Origin of the sequence: Bacillus sp. ISL-39 (genome assembly GCF_018613295.1) — a bacterium.
Lineage (GTDB): Bacteria > Bacillota > Bacilli > Bacillales > Cytobacillaceae > Mesobacillus.
The window spans coordinates 18148-33961 of record NZ_JAGGQM010000026.1 but is presented as its reverse complement, the minus strand read 5'-3'; the positions used below and the strand labels follow the sequence as shown (position 1 = coordinate 33961).

The following is a 15814-nucleotide window of genomic DNA, read 5'->3' as shown; positions in this document are numbered from 1 at the left end:
ACAGACATTGTACTGTTAATATTGCAACATATAGATCATGGTCCTAATCAACTGTAAAAATGTGCGGATAAAAAAGAATCAGGAGAGTTTATCGTCAAATTAAAGCTGATAATGTGCGGATAAAAAAGAATCAAGCAGGTTTATCGTCACATTAAAGCCGATAATGTGCGGATAAAAAAGAATCAAGAGGGATTATCGTCACATTAAAGCTGATAATGTGCGGATAAAAAAGAATCAAGAGGGATTATCGTCACATTAAAGCCGATAATGTGCGGGTAAAAAAGAATCAAGCAGGTTTATCGTCACTTTAAAGCCGATAATGTGCGGATAAAAAAGAATCAAGTGGGATTATCGTCACATAAACAGCAATATTGGACAGATAAAAGAGAAACAAAAAGATTTATCGTCCTATAACTATGGCACCTTTGACAATTCCTCTACAGTTTAATAACCAGCCAGAAATCATTTGAGGTAATGAGCAAGCTGGTCACCTAACTACCCGCACAACATTATTAAAACCAAAACCAAAACTCAAATTAGTTCCTTCTATAATATATATCCAACCCAAGTCGCTTCATGAAGTTCTCCAAAATCATAAACCTCGAATAAAGGAATAATTTTCTCCGCGTCCAAATAGTTAGAAATCTCTTTCCCCACTTGTAAAATACGATTGCGCCCGCTATAATAGTAAAAGTGTGTTAAACATAATGAAATTGCGGAATTAATGTTGCGTTTGAGTTATGTTTTATGTATAATAGACAATGTTGGTCTTTGACTGCGATGATGCGAAAGGTTGCTGACACACCCGGCCGCTTTGCCATGGCGAGTGTGTGGGAAATTTTCGCGGAGAATGTCTATTTTAAAATAGGCGAAAAGGAGGGAAAGTAATGGCAAAACAAAAAATTCGTATCCGTTTGAAAGCTTATGATCACAGGATTCTTGATCAATCTGCAGAGAAAATTGTTGAAACTGCAAAACGTTCTGGTGCGGCGGTGTCTGGTCCAATCCCACTACCTACAGAAAAGTCAATTTACACAATTCTTCGTGCGGTGCATAAGTACAAGGATTCACGTGAGCAGTTCGAAATGCGTACGCATAAGCGTCTGATTGACATCATCAATCCGACTCCGCAAACGGTCGACTCACTAATGCGTTTAGACCTGCCATCAGGTGTAGATATTGAAATCAAACTTTAATCAATAAATCATTATAATTCACAGGAGGTGTGACTGAAATGACCAAAGGAATCTTAGGAAGAAAGATCGGTATGACTCAAGTATTTGCTGAAAATGGCGACCTTATCCCGGTAACTGTGGTAGAAGCTTCTCCAAACGTAGTGCTTCAAGTGAAATCTGCTGAGACAGATGGCTACGAAGCAATCCAGCTTGGCTTTGAAGACAAGCGCGAAAAGCTTTCAAACAAACCTGAAAAAGGCCACGTTTCAAAAGCAAACACTGCTCCTAAGCGCTTCGTGAAAGAATTAAACGGAGTCGATGTAGCAGGATATGAAGTTGGTCAGGAAGTCAAAGTTGATATTTTCGCAGAAGGCGATATCGTAGATGTTACAGGAATCTCAAAGGGTAAAGGTTTCCAGGGTGTTATTAAGCGCCACGGACAATCTCGCGGACCAATGGCTCACGGTTCTCGTTACCACCGCCGCCCTGGTTCAATGGGTCCTGTTGCTCCAAACCGCGTATTCAAGGGTAAATTACTACCTGGACGCATGGGTGGAGAGCAGATCACTGTTCAAAACCTGCAAATCGTTAAAGTTGACGCAGAGCGTAACCTTCTTCTAATCAAAGGAAACGTTCCTGGTGCTAGAAAAGCCCTTCTAAAAATCAAAGGTGCTGTAAAAGCTAAGTAATTTTTACAGGAAAGGAGGAAATTAGAATGCCTAAAGTAGCATTATTCAGCCAAGCTGGTTCACAAGTTGGAGAAATCGAACTTAATGATTCAGTATTTGGTATTGAGCCTAACAACCACGTAATGTTCGAAGCAGTAGTTATGCAGAGAGCTTCATTACGTCAGGGAACTCATAAAACTAAAATTCGTTCTGAAGTAGCGGGCGGTGGACGTAAGCCGTGGAAACAAAAAGGAACTGGACGTGCGCGTCAAGGATCTATCCGTTCTCCACAATGGCGCGGTGGCGGTACTGTATTCGGTCCTGTTCCACGCAGCTACAGCTATAAACTGCCTAAGAAAGTTCGTCGTTTAGCAATCAAATCTGCTCTATCATCAAAAGTACAATCTGAAAACATCTTTGTTCTTGAAAGTCTTGCTTTCGAAGCTCCAAAGACAAAGGAATTCAAAAACGTACTTAGCGGCCTTTCTGTTAACACGAAAGCCTTGATCGTAACAGCAGGTCTTGAAGAGAACGTAGCACTTTCAGCACGTAATATTCCTGGAGTAACTGTTGTTACTGCTGATGGAATTAACGTATTGGATGTTCTAAATCATGATAAGCTGATCATGACAAAAGCAGCTGTTGAAAAAGTAGAGGAGGTGCTTGCATAATGGATGCACGCGATATCATTAAGCGCCCCGTTATTACAGAACGTTCTTCTGACCTAATGGCTGAGAAGAAATACACTTTCGAAGTTGATACTAGAGCTAACAAGACTCAAGTTAAAGATGCGATTGAAGCTATTTTCGGCGTTGACGTTGAAAAAGTTAACATCATGAACTACAAAGGTAAGTTCAAGCGTATGGGCAAGTTCGGCGGTTACACAAACAAGCGTCGTAAAGCAATCGTTAAGCTTACTCAAGACAGCAAAGAAATCGAATTCTTCGAAGTATAATAATCCAATAAGAAGAGGAGGGAAACGAAATGGCGATTAAAAAGTACAAACCTACCTCCAACGGTCGTCGTAATATGACAGCATCTGATTTTGCTGAAATTACAACTGACAAGCCGGAAAAATCCTTGCTTGCTCCGTTGCACAGAAAAGGCGGTCGTAACAACCAGGGTAAGTTAACTGTTCGTCATCAAGGTGGCGGCCATAAGCGTCAGTACAGAATCATCGATTTTAAACGTACAAAAGATGGCATTCCAGGACGCGTTGCCACAATTGAGTATGATCCAAACCGTTCAGCAAACATTGCGTTAATTAATTATGTAGATGGTGAAAAGAAATATATCCTAGCTCCTAAAAACCTAGTAGTAGGTATGGAAGTTATGTCTGGCCCAACAGCTGACATTAAAGTAGGTAACGCTCTTCCACTAGCTAACATCCCAGTTGGTACAGTAGTACACAACATCGAATTGAAGCCTGGCAAAGGCGGTCAATTAGTTCGTTCTGCTGGAACTTCTGCACAGGTTCTTGGTAAAGAAGGTAAATATGTATTGATTCGTTTGAACTCAGGCGAAGTACGTATGATCCTTTCTGAGTGCCGTGCAACTGTAGGTCAAGTCGGCAATGAACAGCACGAATTGATCAACATCGGTAAAGCAGGTCGTTCACGCTGGTTAGGCAAGCGCCCAACAGTTCGTGGATCTGTAATGAACCCTAACGATCACCCACACGGTGGTGGTGAAGGACGTTCTCCAATCGGACGTAAATCACCAATGTCACCATGGGGCAAGCCTACTCTTGGTTACAAGACTCGTAAGAAGAAGAACAAATCCGACAAGTTTATTGTACGTCGTCGTAAAAAATAACGGGATTGATCTACGGTTCACGGGAACCGTAGGGCAATCACGAAGGGAGGTTCAATCATGGGTCGCAGCTTAAAAAAAGGACCTTTTGTTGATGAGCACTTAATCACAAAGATCGAAAAGTTAAATGAAACTGAAGCGAAGAAAGTTGTTAAAACTTGGTCTCGCCGTTCAACGATCTTCCCACAATTCATCGGACACACGATTGCTGTCTACGATGGTCGCAAACATGTACCTGTTTATGTCACTGAAGACATGGTAGGCCACAAGCTTGGAGAATTCGCTCCAACTCGTACTTACAAAGGACATGGTAATGACGATAAGAAAACAAGACGTTAATTGAGAGGAGGGCATCCAAATGCAAGCTAAAGCTGTTGCAAGAACAGTTCGTATTGCTCCTCGTAAAGCTCGACTAGTTCTAGATTTAATTCGAGGAAAGCAAGTTGGTGAAGCGGTAGCTATCTTAAACCTTACCCCTAAGGCAGCTTCTCCAATCGTAGATAAAGTGTTGAAATCTGCATTAGCAAACGCAGAGCACAACTATGAGATGGATGTTAATAACCTTGTCGTATCGGAAGCTTACGCTAACGAAGGACCAACGTTGAAACGTTTCCGTCCACGTGCTATGGGCCGTGCAAGTGCTATTAACAAACGTACTAGCCACATTACAATCGTTTTATCAGAAAAGAAGGAGGGATAATCAGTGGGTCAAAAAGTAAATCCAGTCGGTTTGCGTGTCGGAATCATCCGTGATTGGGAATCAAAATGGTACGCAGGCAAAGACTATGCTGATCTTTTACACGAAGACCTTAAGGTTCGTGAGTACATCACTAAGCGTTTACGCGATGCATCTCTTTCTAAAGTAGAAATCGAGCGTGCTGCAAACCGCTTGAATGTAACTGTCCACACAGCGAAGCCAGGAATGGTGATCGGTAAGGGCGGTACAGAAGTTGAAGCACTTCGTAAAGCGCTAAATGAACTTACAGGCAAACGTGTTCATATAAACATTCTTGAAATCAAAAAAGCTGATATCGATGCGAAATTGGTTGCTGAAAATATTGCACGCCAATTAGAAAACCGTGTATCTTTCCGTCGCGCACAGAAGCAAGTTATCCAACGTGCAATGCGTGCTGGCGCTAAAGGTATCAAGACAATGGTATCCGGCCGTCTTGGCGGTGCAGACATCGCTCGTTCAGAACATTACAGCGAAGGAACAGTTCCACTTCATACTCTTCGTGCCGATATCGATTATGCTACTGCTGAAGCAGATACAACTTACGGTAAGCTAGGCGTTAAAGTATGGATTTATCGTGGAGAGGTCCTTCCTACGAAGAAGAAAACTGAGGAAGGAGGCAAATAATATGTTATTGCCTAAACGCGTTAAATATCGCCGTCAACACCGTGGCAAGATGCGCGGTCAAGCTAAAGGCGGTACTGAAGTAAACTTCGGTGAATTCGGTTTGCAAGCTCTTGAAGCTTCATGGATCACAAACCGTCAAATCGAATCTGCCCGTATTGCGATGACTCGTTACATGAAACGTGGCGGTAAAGTCTGGATCAAGATTTTCCCTCACAAGCCATATACTGCAAAGCCTCTAGAAGTCCGAATGGGTTCTGGTAAAGGTGCTCCTGAGGGTTGGGTAGCAGTTGTTAAACCAGGCAAAGTAATGTTCGAAGTTGCTGGCGTTTCTGAAGAAATCGCACGCGAAGCATTACGTCTTGCTGCACACAAGCTTCCTGTAAAGTGCAAGTTTGTTAAACGAGAAGAAATTGGTGGTGAATCTAATGAAAGCTAATGACATTCGTGACCTTACCACTGCTGAAATTGAACAAAAAGTTAAATCTTTAAAAGAAGAGCTATTCAACCTGCGCTTTCAATTAGCGACTGGACAACTTGAAAACACAGCTCGCATTCGTGAAGTACGCAAAGCGATTGCTCGCATGAAAACTGTAATTCGTGAACGAGAGATCGGCGTTAACAGATAATTGAGAGGAGGTTCTCACAATGAGTGAACGCAACCAACGCAAAGTTTATACTGGACGCGTGGTATCTGACAAGATGGACAAAACTGTTACTGTTCTTGTTGAAACATACAAAAAGCATCCTTTATACGGCAAGCGTGTAAAATACTCTAAGAAATTAAAAGCTCATGATGAGCAAAACGAGGCAAAAATCGGCGACGTAGTACGTATCATGGAAACTCGTCCGCTATCTGCCACAAAACGCTTCCGCCTTGTAGAAGTGGTGGAAAAAGCTGTTATTATCTAATTGTTCGGATTAAGGTTTATTCCGAAGGGAGGTTACTCGCATGATCCAACAGGAAACACGTTTAAAAGTTGCTGACAATTCAGGTGCTCGTGAGGTTCTTACTATTAAGGTTCTTGGCGGTTCCGGCCGTAAGACTGCTAATATCGGAGACGTTATCGTTTGCACAGTGAAACAGGCAACACCAGGTGGCGTTGTTAAAAAAGGTGACGTTGTCAGAGCAGTTATCGTTCGTACAAAAACTGGTATGCGCCGTACTGACGGTTCATACATCAAATTTGACGAGAATGCTTGTGTAATCATCCGTGACGATAAGAGTCCTCGTGGTACTCGTATCTTCGGACCAGTTGCACGTGAGCTTCGTGACAACAACTTCATGAAGATCGTTTCATTAGCTCCAGAAGTACTATAATCTATTTCAAATGCCTTTAAGGAGGTGCACACAGATGCATGTAAAAAAAGGTGACAAAGTAATGGTCATCTCTGGTAAGGACAAAGGCAAAACAGGGATCATCCTTGAAGCTTATCCAAAGCAAAGCCGTGTTCTTGTTGAAGGAATCAACATCGTGAAAAAACACGCTAAGCCTTCTCAAGTAAATCCACAAGGTGGAATCTTGAACCAGGAAGCACCTATCCATGTATCAAACGTAATGCCTGTAGATCCGAAGTCTGGCAAGCCAACCCGAGTTGGTTACACTGTCGAGAACGGCAAGAAGGTACGCGTTGCTAAAAAATCCGGTGAAGTTCTAGATAAATAGTCTATTGAAGAAGGGAGGTACAATCGATGAACCGCCTAAAAGAAAAGTTCAACAATGAAATTACTCCTGCTCTTATGAGCAAGTTTAACTATAAGTCAATCATGGAAGTTCCTAAACTTGAAAAGATCGTAATCAACATGGGTGTAGGTGACGCTGTTGCCAACGCTAAAGCTCTTGATGTTGCAGTTGAGGAATTAGCAACGATCACTGGTCAAAAGCCAGTTGTGACTCGTGCTAAGAAATCAATCGCTGGCTTCCGCCTTCGTGAAGGTATGCCAATCGGTGCGAAAGTAACTCTTCGCGGTGAGCGCATGTACGAATTCATCGACAAGTTAATTTCAGTATCTTTACCTCGTGTACGTGACTTCCGCGGTATCTCCAAGAAGTCTTTCGACGGACGCGGTAACTACACACTTGGGGTTAAAGAACAGTTAATCTTCCCTGAAATTGATTACGATAAGGTAAATAAAGTACGTGGCATGGACATTGTTATTGTAACGACTGCTAACACTGATGAAGAAGCTCGTGAACTATTAACACAATTCGGAATGCCATTTCAAAAGTAATCTCTAATAAGAGGGAGGCGAAAACGTGGCTAAGAAATCAATGATTGCGAAACAAAAACGCACGCCTAAATACAAGGTACAAGAGTATACTCGCTGTGAGCGCTGCGGCCGTCCGCACTCTGTATACCGCAAATTTAAGCTTTGCCGTATTTGTTTCCGTGAATTAGCATACAAAGGACAAATTCCTGGTGTGAAAAAAGCTAGCTGGTAAAACTGAAAGCTCTGGAAGGAGGTAAATTAAATGGTCATGACAGATCCGATTGCAGATTTGCTAACTCGTATTCGTAACGCGAATATGGTTCGTCACGAAAAACTAGAAGTACCTGCTTCTAACATTAAAAAAGAAATCGCTGAGATCCTTAAGCGTGAAGGTTTCGTGCGTGACGTTGAATATATCGAAGACAATAAGCAAGGTATCATCCGTATCTTCTTGAAGTACGGTTCAAACAATGAGCGTGTTATCACTGGTCTTAAGAGAATCAGCAAGCCAGGACTTCGCGTTTATGCAAAATCAACTGAAGTACCTCGCGTACTTAATGGTTTGGGTATTGCTCTTGTTTCAACTTCAAACGGCGTTATAACTGACAAAGAAGCTCGCGCTAAGCAAGTGGGCGGAGAAGTTTTAGCATACGTTTGGTAATAGATTTTTCTGAATGAATGGAGGTGCAACAAATGTCACGCGTAGGTAAAAAACCAATTGAAATTCCGGCTGGTGTTACTGTTACTCTTGATAACGATCACGTAACAGTAAAAGGACCAAAAGGTGAATTGTCTCGTACTTTTCACTCTGACATCGAAATCAAGATCGAAGAGAACGTAATTAACATTTCTCGCCCAACTGATAACAAAGAACATCGTGCATTGCACGGAACGACTCGCGCGGTTCTTTCTAACATGGTTGAGGGTGTATCTAAAGGATTCGAAAGAGGCCTTGAGTTAGTAGGTGTCGGTTACCGTGCATCTAAGCAAGGTAACAAGCTTGTACTTAACGTAGGATACTCTCATCCTGTAGAAATCGAGGCAGAAAAAGGCCTTGAAATCGAAGTTCCTTCAAACACTAAGGTGATTGTAAAGGGAACTGACAAAGAGCGTGTTGGCGCATTGGCTGCTAACATCCGTGACGTACGTCCACCAGAGCCTTACAAAGGCAAAGGTATTCGTTATGAAGGCGAATATGTACGCCGCAAAGAAGGTAAAACAGGTAAGTAATGCCGCATAGGTTAACGAAAGGAGTGACGTAAATGATTACGAAGGCTGATAAAAACGCTACTCGCCGTAAAAGACACGGTCGTGTCCGTGCGAAGCTTAGCGGAACTGAAGCTCGTCCTCGTCTAAATGTGTTTCGTTCTAACAAGCACATTTATGCTCAACTAATCGACGATGTAAAGGGAGTAACTCTAGCGAGTGCTTCTACTTTAGATAAAGAAGTTAATGTTGAAGGCAACAACCTGGAAGCAGCAAAGCAAATCGGTGAATTGATCGCTAAGCGTGCTGTGGAAAAAGGTTATAAGTCAGTAGTATTTGACCGTGGCGGATACCTTTATCATGGCCGCATCCAGGCACTTGCTGATGCTGCCCGCGAAAACGGCTTAGAATTTTAATAAAAAAAGGAGGGACATACAAAGATGCGTCGTATTGATCCAAACAAACTTGAACTTGAAGAACGCGTAGTTACGATTAACCGTGTTGCTAAAGTTGTTAAAGGTGGACGCCGTTTCCGTTTTTCTGCTCTAGTAGTAGTAGGAGATAAAAACGGTCATGTCGGCATGGGTAGTGGTAAAGCACAAGAAGTACCTGAAGCGATTCGCAAAGCTATCGAAGATGCGAAGAAGAACCTAATTCAAGTACCTATGGTTGGTACTACAATTCCACACCAGGTTATCGGACACTTTGGTGCTGGTGAAATCCTTCTGAAGCCTGCTTCTGAAGGTACAGGAGTTATCGCTGGCGGACCAGTTCGTGCGGTACTAGAATTAGCAGGTGTTGCTGACATCCTGTCTAAGTCACTTGGAACTAACACTCCAATCAACATGGTTCGTGCAACTCTTGAAGGTCTTTCTCAACTTAAGCGTGCAGAAGACGTAGCAAAACTTCGCGGTAAATCTGTGGAAGAACTGTTAGGATAAGGAGGGAAATCAAATGGCTAACAAATTAGAAATTACCCTCACTCGCAGCCTGATCGGCCGTCCGCAAGATCAGCGCGAAACAGTTAAGGCTCTTGGCTTACGTAAAATGAACCAAACAGTTGAGCAACAAGATAATGCAGCAATCCGCGGCATGATCAACAAAGTTTCTCACCTTGTTACTGTAAACGAAAAATAATTTATCCTTTTTAAAATAAGGAGGTGCCAACATGAAACTTCATGAATTAAAGCCTGCAGAAGGTTCCCGTAAAGAACGCAAACGTCTTGGACGTGGTATCGGTTCTGGTCAAGGTAAAACTGCTGGTAAAGGTCATAAAGGTCAAAACGCTCGTTCTGGCGGCGGTGTACGCCCTGGTTTTGAAGGTGGTCAAACTCCTTTATTCCGACGCTTGCCGAAACGCGGTTTCACGAACATCAACCGCAAAGAGTACGCAGTCGTTAACCTTGATGCTTTGAACGTATTCGAAGATGGAACTGAAGTGACTCCAGAACTTTTAATTGAGACAGGTCTTGTCAGGAAAGAACTAGCAGGTATTAAAGTACTTGCTAAAGGAAGCCTTGAAAAGAAACTAACTGTTAAAGCTCATAAGTTCTCCTCTGCAGCCGAAGAAGCGATCAAAGCTGCCGGCGGTCAAACTGAGGTGATTTAATGTTCCAGACAATCTCCAATTTTATGCGCGTGGGTGAAATTAGAAATAAAATTCTCTTCACCCTTTTAATGTTGATTGTATTTCGTCTCGGGACATTTATTCCTGTACCGAGCGTAAATGCAGATATTTTGAAAGCACAGGATGACATGAGTGTCTTCGGCGTCCTGAATACTTTCGGTGGGGGTGCGCTGCAGAACTTCTCGATCTTCGCGATGGGAATCATGCCGTACATCACTGCTTCAATTATCATCCAGCTCTTGCAGATGGATGTTGTGCCAAAGTTTACCGAATGGTCCAAACAAGGAGAAGTCGGACGCCGTAAATTAGCTCAGTTTACCCGCTATTTCACGATCGTTCTGGGTTTTATCCAGGCACTAGGTATGTCTTATGGCTTTAACAATATGGCAGGAGGATTACTGATCCAGAATGCCGGTATCACGACTTACTTGCTGATTGCTACGGTCTTGACAGCCGGAACTGCATTTTTGATGTGGTTAGGTGAACAGATCACGGCAAAAGGCGTAGGAAACGGTATTTCAATCATTATCTTTGCTGGTATCGTTGCTGGCATTCCGACAATGGCCAACCAGATTTATGCACAGCAATTCTCTGATGCAGGGGACGCACTGTTCCTTCGCATTGTGACTATGCTGCTTATTCTATTGGCTGTGATCGCAATCGTTGTGGGTGTTATTTTCATCCAGCAAGCAACACGTAAAATACCTATTCAATACGCTAAACGCATGAGCGCAGGCAACAACGCGGTTGGCGGCCAGAACACTCACCTTCCTTTGAAAGTGAATGCTGCTGGTGTCATCCCGGTTATCTTTGCGATTTCGTTTATCGTTACACCTCCGACAATCGCTCAGTTCTTCGGCACGAATGATGTGACACTTTGGATCCAGAAGACGTTTGATTATACACAGCCGATCGGTATGATCGTCTATGTGGCACTGATCATTGCGTTCACGTATTTCTATGCGTTCATCCAGGTGAATCCTGAACAAGTGGCCGAGAACCTGAAGAAGCAAGGTGGATATGTCCCAGGCATCCGTCCGGGCAAAAACACACAGGAATACTTGACTAGGGTCCTTTACCGTCTGACTTTCGTCGGCGCGATCTTCCTTTCAGTAATCTCTGTGCTGCCAGTATTTTTCATTCAATTTGCTGGTCTGCCTCAATCGGTACAGATTGGCGGAACAAGCTTGCTGATCGTGGTCGGCGTTGCGCTTGAAACGATGAAGCAGCTTGAAGCTCAGCTTGTAAAACGCCATTATAAAGGCTTTATAAAATAAGATTTAGGGGACTGCTTGGTTCCCTGAATCTTTAATAGAGACTGAGGGGGGAAATCTTGTGAATTTGGTTCTGATGGGGCTTCCGGGTGCCGGGAAGGGCACGCAAGCCGATAAAATTGTTGGTAAATACAACATCCCTCATATCTCAACAGGAGATATGTTCCGTGCAGCTATCAAAGAAGGAACGGAACTTGGATTACAGGCAAAATCATTTATGGACAAAGGAGAGCTAGTACCTGATGAAGTCACAATCGGGATTGTCCGTGAGCGCTTAAGCAAAGCTGACTGTGAAAAAGGATTCCTATTGGATGGATTCCCGCGCACAGTTGCCCAGGCTGAAGCACTGGATACTATGCTTGCTGATCTTGGCAAAAAAATCGATTATGTCATCAACATTGATGTTGATCAAAGCATTCTGATGGAACGTTTGACAGGACGCAGGATTTGTAAGAACTGCGGCGCTACCTACCACCTTGTGTTCAATCCTCCTGCAAAGGAAGGCGTTTGTGACCGTTGTGGCGGCGAGCTGTACCAGCGCGCTGATGATAATGCCGAAACTGTTCAAAACCGCCTGGATGTAAATGTCCAGCAGACAAAGCCTCTGTTGAACTTCTATGAAGATAAAGGCTACTTACGCAATATCAACGGTCAGCAAGACATTAATGTCGTATTCGCTGATATCGAAGAATTGCTCGGGGGCTTGAATTAATGATCGTTTGTAAAACCCCTCGTGAAATAGAGATTATGCGAGAAGCAGGTCGTATTGTAGCGATGACTCACCAGGAGTTGAAGAAGAATATTTCTCCTGGCATTACAACTAAAGAACTAGATGCAATTGCCGAGGATTTCATCCGCAAACAAGGTGCAACTCCTTCTTTTAAAGGTTATAATGGTTTTCGCGGCAGCATCTGTGCATCAGTTAATAACGAACTAGTTCACGGGATTCCTGGCGAACGGGTTCTGAATGAAGGCGACATCATCAGTATTGATATCGGAGCAAAGTACAACGGATACCACGGGGACTCTGCCTGGACTTACCCGGTAGGAAAGATTGATGAGGAAGCCCAGCGTCTTTTGGACGTGACCGAAGAGTCGTTGTTCATAGGCTTGAAAGAAGCCAAGCCAGGGGAACGTCTTTCGAACATCTCCCATGCGATTCAAACGTATGTGGAATCAGAAGGCTTTTCTATTGTTCGTGAGTATGTCGGCCATGGAATTGGGCAAGAATTGCATGAGGACCCGCAAATTCCTCATTACGGACCTCCTAACAGAGGACCTAGGCTGAAGCCTGGTATGGTTCTATGCATAGAACCGATGGTGAATGCAGGAAGCCGCTATGTGAATACGTTAGCCGATGATTGGACTGTTGTAACGGTTGACGGTAAAATGTGTGCCCACTTTGAGCATACAATCGCGATCACAGAAACTGGTTTTGAGATTTTAACAAAAGCCTGATGAACGTGGTTGGCCGTCTGGTTCTGTTTTTAGTCTTTAAATTGGCGGAAATGTGATTTCTATGCGGACGGGATGCCAGCTTTATGTTATAATCATAAGGTTGAGTATTTCTCAATGATATTCTCAATTGCTTGCTGCTTAGAACGTGTCACAAATAGGAAGCTACATTCCGTCAACGCGGAGTATATGATTTAATACGATTTGAATAAGGAAGGGAGACCAGTTTATGGCGAAAGATGATGTAATTGAAATTGAAGGCACAGTATTGGAAACTTTGCCTAATGCAATGTTTAAGGTAGAATTAGAGAATGGTCATACAGTTTTGGCTCATGTTTCCGGCAAAATCAGAATGCACTTCATTCGGATCCTGCCTGGAGATAAAGTAACAGTCGAGCTTTCTCCATATGATTTGACTCGCGGAAGAATTACTTACCGCTTTAAATAAACCGTGACTCCGTACTATCAAGGAGGTTAGAGTAATGAAAGTGAGACCATCTGTTAAGCCAATCTGCGAAAAGTGCAAAGTTATTCGCAGAAAAGGCAAAGTTATGGTGATCTGTGAAAACCCTAAACATAAACAAAAACAAGGATAATTTTAAAGGAGGTGCGCATCTAGATGGCACGTATTGCTGGTGTAGATATTCCACGTGAAAAGCGTGTAGTTATTGCTTTAACATACATTTTCGGAATCGGCAGATCAACTGCTGTGAAGGTTCTAGCTGAGGCTGGTGTTTCTGAAGACACTCGCGTTCGCGATCTTACTGAAGAGGAACTTAACAAAATCCGTGATATCATCGACAAGCTAAAGGTTGAAGGTGACCTTCGCCGTGAAGTTTCACTAAACATCAAGCGTCTAATGGAAATTGGATCATATCGTGGCTTGCGTCATCGTCGTGGCTTGCCTGTTCGCGGTCAAAACACGAAGAACAACGCACGTACTCGTAAAGGTCCACGTAAGACTGTAGCTAACAAGAAAAAATAATCCGTAAAGGAGGGTAACATTTAAATGGCTCGTAAAACTAATACACGCAAACGCCGCGTCAAAAAGAATATTGAAAGTGGAGTTGCGCATATTCGTTCAACTTTCAACAATACTATCGTAACAATTACAGACGTACATGGTAATGCATTATCATGGTCTAGTGCAGGTGCGCTTGGTTTCAAGGGTTCACGTAAATCCACTCCATTCGCAGCACAAATGGCAGCAGAAACTGCGGCTAAAACTTCTATGGAACATGGTTTGAAAACTCTTGAGGTTACTGTTAAGGGACCAGGTGCTGGCCGTGAAGCAGCAATCCGTGCTCTTCAAGCAGCAGGTCTTGAAGTTACAGCAATCAAAGATGTAACTCCAGTTCCACATAACGGCTGCCGCCCGCCAAAACGTCGCCGTGTTTAATTTTTCTGTATAGAATTTGTAGTCCTGTCTATAATGGGATATGATACAAATATTTTCTAGGTATACAGAAATCATTAATCCAGTTGTTGTGCACAAACGGGAACGTATACATGGGGGAATTTCGGTAAGGTAAAGAGCCTGCCGGGGTTTCGACGTTTTGAAGGAGGGTATATTTGATGATCGAAATAGAAAAACCAAAAATCGAAACGGTTGAGATCAGCGATGATGCCAAGTACGGCAAGTTTGTCGTAGAACCGCTTGAGCGTGGATATGGTACAACTTTGGGTAACTCCTTACGTCGTATCCTATTATCCTCACTCCCAGGTGCAGCTGTCACATCGATTCAAATCGATGGAGTACTTCATGAGTTCTCAACAATTGAAGGCGTCGTAGAAGATGTAACATCAATCATTTTGAACGTTAAGAAATTAGCGTTGAAGATCTACTCTGATGAAGAGAAGACACTTGAAATCGATTTACAGGGCGAGGGTCCAGTAACTGCAGCTGCAATCACGCATGATAGTGATGTTGAAATCCTTAATCCGGATCTTCATATCGCGACACTTTCAAGCAAAGGTTCATTGCGTATGCGCCTGACTGCAAGAAGAGGCCGCGGGTACAATCCTGCTGTTCAAAATAAGCGGGAAGACCAGCCGATCGGTGTCATTCCTATCGACTCAATCTATACACCGGTTTCACGCGTTTCTTATCAAGTAGAGAACACACGCGTAGGGCAAATGACGAATTATGACAAGCTGGTATTTGACGTATGGACAGATGGCAGCACAGGTCCTAAGGAAGCTATTGCACTAGGTTCAAAAATCCTGACTGAGCACTTGAATATTTTTGTCGGTTTGACTGACGAAGCTCAAAACGCTGAGATCATGGTAGAGAAAGAAGAAGACCAAAAAGAAAAAGTCCTTGAGATGACGATTGAGGAACTTGATCTTTCTGTTCGTTCATATAACTGCTTAAAGCGTGCCGGTATCAACACTGTCCAGGAGCTTGCTCACAAGACAGAGGAAGATATGATGAAGGTCCGCAACCTTGGCAGAAAATCACTAGAAGAAGTAAAAGCAAAACTAGAAGAGCTAGGCTTAGGCTTACGCAAAGATGACTAGTTAATGCAGATTAACTAGGCATTTTGCTGTCAGTACTAAAACTGCCGGCTTATGACTTCAACAAAGGAGGGAAACACTCATGGGATACAGAAAGTTAGGACGCACAAGTGCCCAGCGTAAAGCAATGCTACGTGACTTAACAACTGATTTGATTATCAATGAGCGTATTGAAACTACTGAAACACGTGCGAAAGAACTTCGTTCAGTTGTTGAAAAAATGATTACTCTTGGAAAGCGCGGAGATCTTCACGCTCGCCGTCAAGCAGCTTCTTGGGTTCGTAATGAAGTTGCAAACGCTGAAACAAACCAGGATGCAGTTCAAAAACTATTTGCTGACATCGCTCCACGCTACGCAGAGCGCCAAGGTGGATACACTCGTATTATGAAACTTGGACCACGCCGCGGTGACGGTGCGCCAATGGTTATTATCGAGTTAGTTTAATACCATTAAACACTCAAACAAGGGCGATGGACAGTTTATACAAACTTGTTTCATCCCCTTTTTTTG

The 15814-nt window shown here is 43.2% G+C and carries 30 protein-coding genes; all 30 read left to right on the top strand.

Features of this window, described 5'->3' with window-relative positions:
- Window positions 1–887 precede the first annotated feature (887 nt).
- Window positions 888–1196, top strand: a complete 309-nt coding sequence (gene rpsJ / locus J7E37_RS18450) for a 30S ribosomal protein S10 (RefSeq protein ID WP_009791329.1) — start codon at window positions 888–890, stop codon at window positions 1194–1196.
- 38 nt (window positions 1197–1234) lie between these two features.
- Complete coding sequence (rplC, locus tag J7E37_RS18445; protein ID WP_023626430.1) at window positions 1235–1864, top strand: 50S ribosomal protein L3; 630 nt, start codon at window positions 1235–1237, stop codon at window positions 1862–1864.
- A 26-nt stretch (window positions 1865–1890) separates the two neighbouring features.
- The gene (gene rplD / locus J7E37_RS18440) at window positions 1891–2514 is read left to right on the top strand and encodes a 50S ribosomal protein L4 (protein WP_214784137.1); all 624 of its coding nucleotides are present in this window, start codon (window positions 1891–1893) and stop codon (window positions 2512–2514) included.
- Window positions 2511–2798, top strand: a complete 288-nt coding sequence (gene rplW / locus J7E37_RS18435) for a 50S ribosomal protein L23 (protein ID WP_214784199.1) — start codon at window positions 2511–2513, stop codon at window positions 2796–2798. Before rplD ends, rplW begins: the two co-directional genes overlap by 4 nt.
- A gap of 29 nt (window positions 2799–2827) precedes the next feature.
- Window positions 2828–3658, top strand: coding sequence for a 50S ribosomal protein L2 (rplB, locus tag J7E37_RS18430; protein WP_214784134.1), 831 nt, complete (start codon window positions 2828–2830; stop codon window positions 3656–3658).
- Between the two features lie 57 nt (window positions 3659–3715).
- Window positions 3716–3994: a 30S ribosomal protein S19 gene (gene rpsS / locus J7E37_RS18425; RefSeq protein ID WP_023626426.1), complete on the top strand. Its 279-nt coding sequence runs from the start codon at window positions 3716–3718 to the stop codon at window positions 3992–3994.
- Between the two features lie 19 nt (window positions 3995–4013).
- Window positions 4014–4355 carry a 50S ribosomal protein L22 gene (gene rplV, locus J7E37_RS18420; protein ID WP_023626425.1) on the top strand — a complete coding sequence of 114 codons (342 nt, stop codon included), beginning with the start codon at window positions 4014–4016 and terminating at the stop codon, window positions 4353–4355.
- Window positions 4356–4358: 3 nt separating this feature from the next.
- On the top strand, window positions 4359–5015 hold the full coding sequence (gene rpsC, locus J7E37_RS18415) for a 30S ribosomal protein S3 (RefSeq protein ID WP_144481258.1): 657 nt from the start codon (window positions 4359–4361) through the stop codon (window positions 5013–5015).
- A 1-nt stretch (window position 5016) separates the two neighbouring features.
- Window positions 5017–5451 (top strand): 50S ribosomal protein L16, encoded by a 435-nt coding sequence (gene rplP / locus J7E37_RS18410; protein WP_023626423.1) that lies wholly within the window; start codon window positions 5017–5019, stop codon window positions 5449–5451.
- Window positions 5441–5641 carry a 50S ribosomal protein L29 gene (gene rpmC, locus J7E37_RS18405; RefSeq protein WP_023626422.1) on the top strand — a complete coding sequence of 67 codons (201 nt, stop codon included), beginning with the start codon at window positions 5441–5443 and terminating at the stop codon, window positions 5639–5641. The genes rplP and rpmC overlap by 11 nt, the downstream gene beginning before the upstream one ends.
- A gap of 19 nt (window positions 5642–5660) precedes the next feature.
- A complete protein-coding gene (gene rpsQ, locus J7E37_RS18400; protein WP_214784130.1) occupies window positions 5661–5924 on the top strand; it encodes a 30S ribosomal protein S17 in 264 nt (87 codons plus the stop codon).
- A 40-nt stretch (window positions 5925–5964) separates the two neighbouring features.
- Window positions 5965–6333 (top strand): 50S ribosomal protein L14, encoded by a 369-nt coding sequence (gene rplN, locus J7E37_RS18395; RefSeq protein WP_023626420.1) that lies wholly within the window; start codon window positions 5965–5967, stop codon window positions 6331–6333.
- Window positions 6334–6367: 34 nt separating this feature from the next.
- On the top strand, window positions 6368–6679 hold the full coding sequence (gene rplX / locus J7E37_RS18390) for a 50S ribosomal protein L24 (protein ID WP_192472777.1): 312 nt from the start codon (window positions 6368–6370) through the stop codon (window positions 6677–6679).
- 26 nt (window positions 6680–6705) lie between these two features.
- A complete protein-coding gene (gene rplE, locus J7E37_RS18385; protein WP_041966519.1) occupies window positions 6706–7245 on the top strand; it encodes a 50S ribosomal protein L5 in 540 nt (179 codons plus the stop codon).
- Window positions 7246–7270: 25 nt separating this feature from the next.
- Window positions 7271–7456 carry a 30S ribosomal protein S14 gene (gene rpsN / locus J7E37_RS18380; RefSeq protein WP_009499044.1) on the top strand — a complete coding sequence of 62 codons (186 nt, stop codon included), beginning with the start codon at window positions 7271–7273 and terminating at the stop codon, window positions 7454–7456.
- A gap of 30 nt (window positions 7457–7486) precedes the next feature.
- A complete protein-coding gene (gene rpsH / locus J7E37_RS18375; RefSeq protein WP_214784127.1) occupies window positions 7487–7885 on the top strand; it encodes a 30S ribosomal protein S8 in 399 nt (132 codons plus the stop codon).
- Between the two features lie 32 nt (window positions 7886–7917).
- Window positions 7918–8454, top strand: a complete 537-nt coding sequence (gene rplF, locus J7E37_RS18370) for a 50S ribosomal protein L6 (RefSeq protein ID WP_214784125.1) — start codon at window positions 7918–7920, stop codon at window positions 8452–8454.
- 32 nt (window positions 8455–8486) lie between these two features.
- Window positions 8487–8846 (top strand): 50S ribosomal protein L18, encoded by a 360-nt coding sequence (rplR, locus tag J7E37_RS18365; RefSeq protein ID WP_023626415.1) that lies wholly within the window; start codon window positions 8487–8489, stop codon window positions 8844–8846.
- 24 nt (window positions 8847–8870) lie between these two features.
- Entirely contained in the window at window positions 8871–9371 is a 501-nt protein-coding gene (gene rpsE / locus J7E37_RS18360; protein WP_214740727.1) for a 30S ribosomal protein S5, read from the top strand.
- A 13-nt stretch (window positions 9372–9384) separates the two neighbouring features.
- Window positions 9385–9567: a 50S ribosomal protein L30 gene (gene rpmD / locus J7E37_RS18355; protein ID WP_023626413.1), complete on the top strand. Its 183-nt coding sequence runs from the start codon at window positions 9385–9387 to the stop codon at window positions 9565–9567.
- Between the two features lie 31 nt (window positions 9568–9598).
- On the top strand, window positions 9599–10039 hold the full coding sequence (rplO, locus tag J7E37_RS18350) for a 50S ribosomal protein L15 (RefSeq protein ID WP_041966516.1): 441 nt from the start codon (window positions 9599–9601) through the stop codon (window positions 10037–10039).
- The gene (gene secY / locus J7E37_RS18345; RefSeq protein WP_214784123.1) at window positions 10039–11334 is read left to right on the top strand and encodes a preprotein translocase subunit SecY; all 1296 of its coding nucleotides are present in this window, start codon (window positions 10039–10041) and stop codon (window positions 11332–11334) included. The genes rplO and secY overlap by 1 nt, the downstream gene beginning before the upstream one ends.
- Before the next feature lie 58 nt (window positions 11335–11392).
- On the top strand, window positions 11393–12043 hold the full coding sequence (locus tag J7E37_RS18340; protein WP_167834104.1) for an adenylate kinase: 651 nt from the start codon (window positions 11393–11395) through the stop codon (window positions 12041–12043).
- Entirely contained in the window at window positions 12043–12789 is a 747-nt protein-coding gene (gene map, locus J7E37_RS18335) for a type I methionyl aminopeptidase (RefSeq protein ID WP_214784121.1), read from the top strand. Before J7E37_RS18340 ends, map begins: the two co-directional genes overlap by 1 nt.
- 226 nt (window positions 12790–13015) lie before the next feature.
- Entirely contained in the window at window positions 13016–13234 is a 219-nt protein-coding gene (gene infA, locus J7E37_RS18330; protein WP_019157108.1) for a translation initiation factor IF-1, read from the top strand.
- A gap of 34 nt (window positions 13235–13268) precedes the next feature.
- Window positions 13269–13382 (top strand): 50S ribosomal protein L36, encoded by a 114-nt coding sequence (gene rpmJ, locus J7E37_RS18325; protein WP_003156543.1) that lies wholly within the window; start codon window positions 13269–13271, stop codon window positions 13380–13382.
- 23 nt (window positions 13383–13405) lie between these two features.
- Entirely contained in the window at window positions 13406–13771 is a 366-nt protein-coding gene (gene rpsM / locus J7E37_RS18320; protein WP_192472770.1) for a 30S ribosomal protein S13, read from the top strand.
- 24 nt (window positions 13772–13795) lie between these two features.
- Entirely contained in the window at window positions 13796–14185 is a 390-nt protein-coding gene (gene rpsK, locus J7E37_RS18315; protein ID WP_023626407.1) for a 30S ribosomal protein S11, read from the top strand.
- A gap of 176 nt (window positions 14186–14361) precedes the next feature.
- Window positions 14362–15306 (top strand): DNA-directed RNA polymerase subunit alpha, encoded by a 945-nt coding sequence (locus J7E37_RS18310; protein WP_215026119.1) that lies wholly within the window; start codon window positions 14362–14364, stop codon window positions 15304–15306.
- Window positions 15307–15385: 79 nt separating this feature from the next.
- Window positions 15386–15748: a 50S ribosomal protein L17 gene (gene rplQ / locus J7E37_RS18305; RefSeq protein ID WP_214784119.1), complete on the top strand. Its 363-nt coding sequence runs from the start codon at window positions 15386–15388 to the stop codon at window positions 15746–15748.
- Window positions 15749–15814 lie beyond the last annotated feature (66 nt).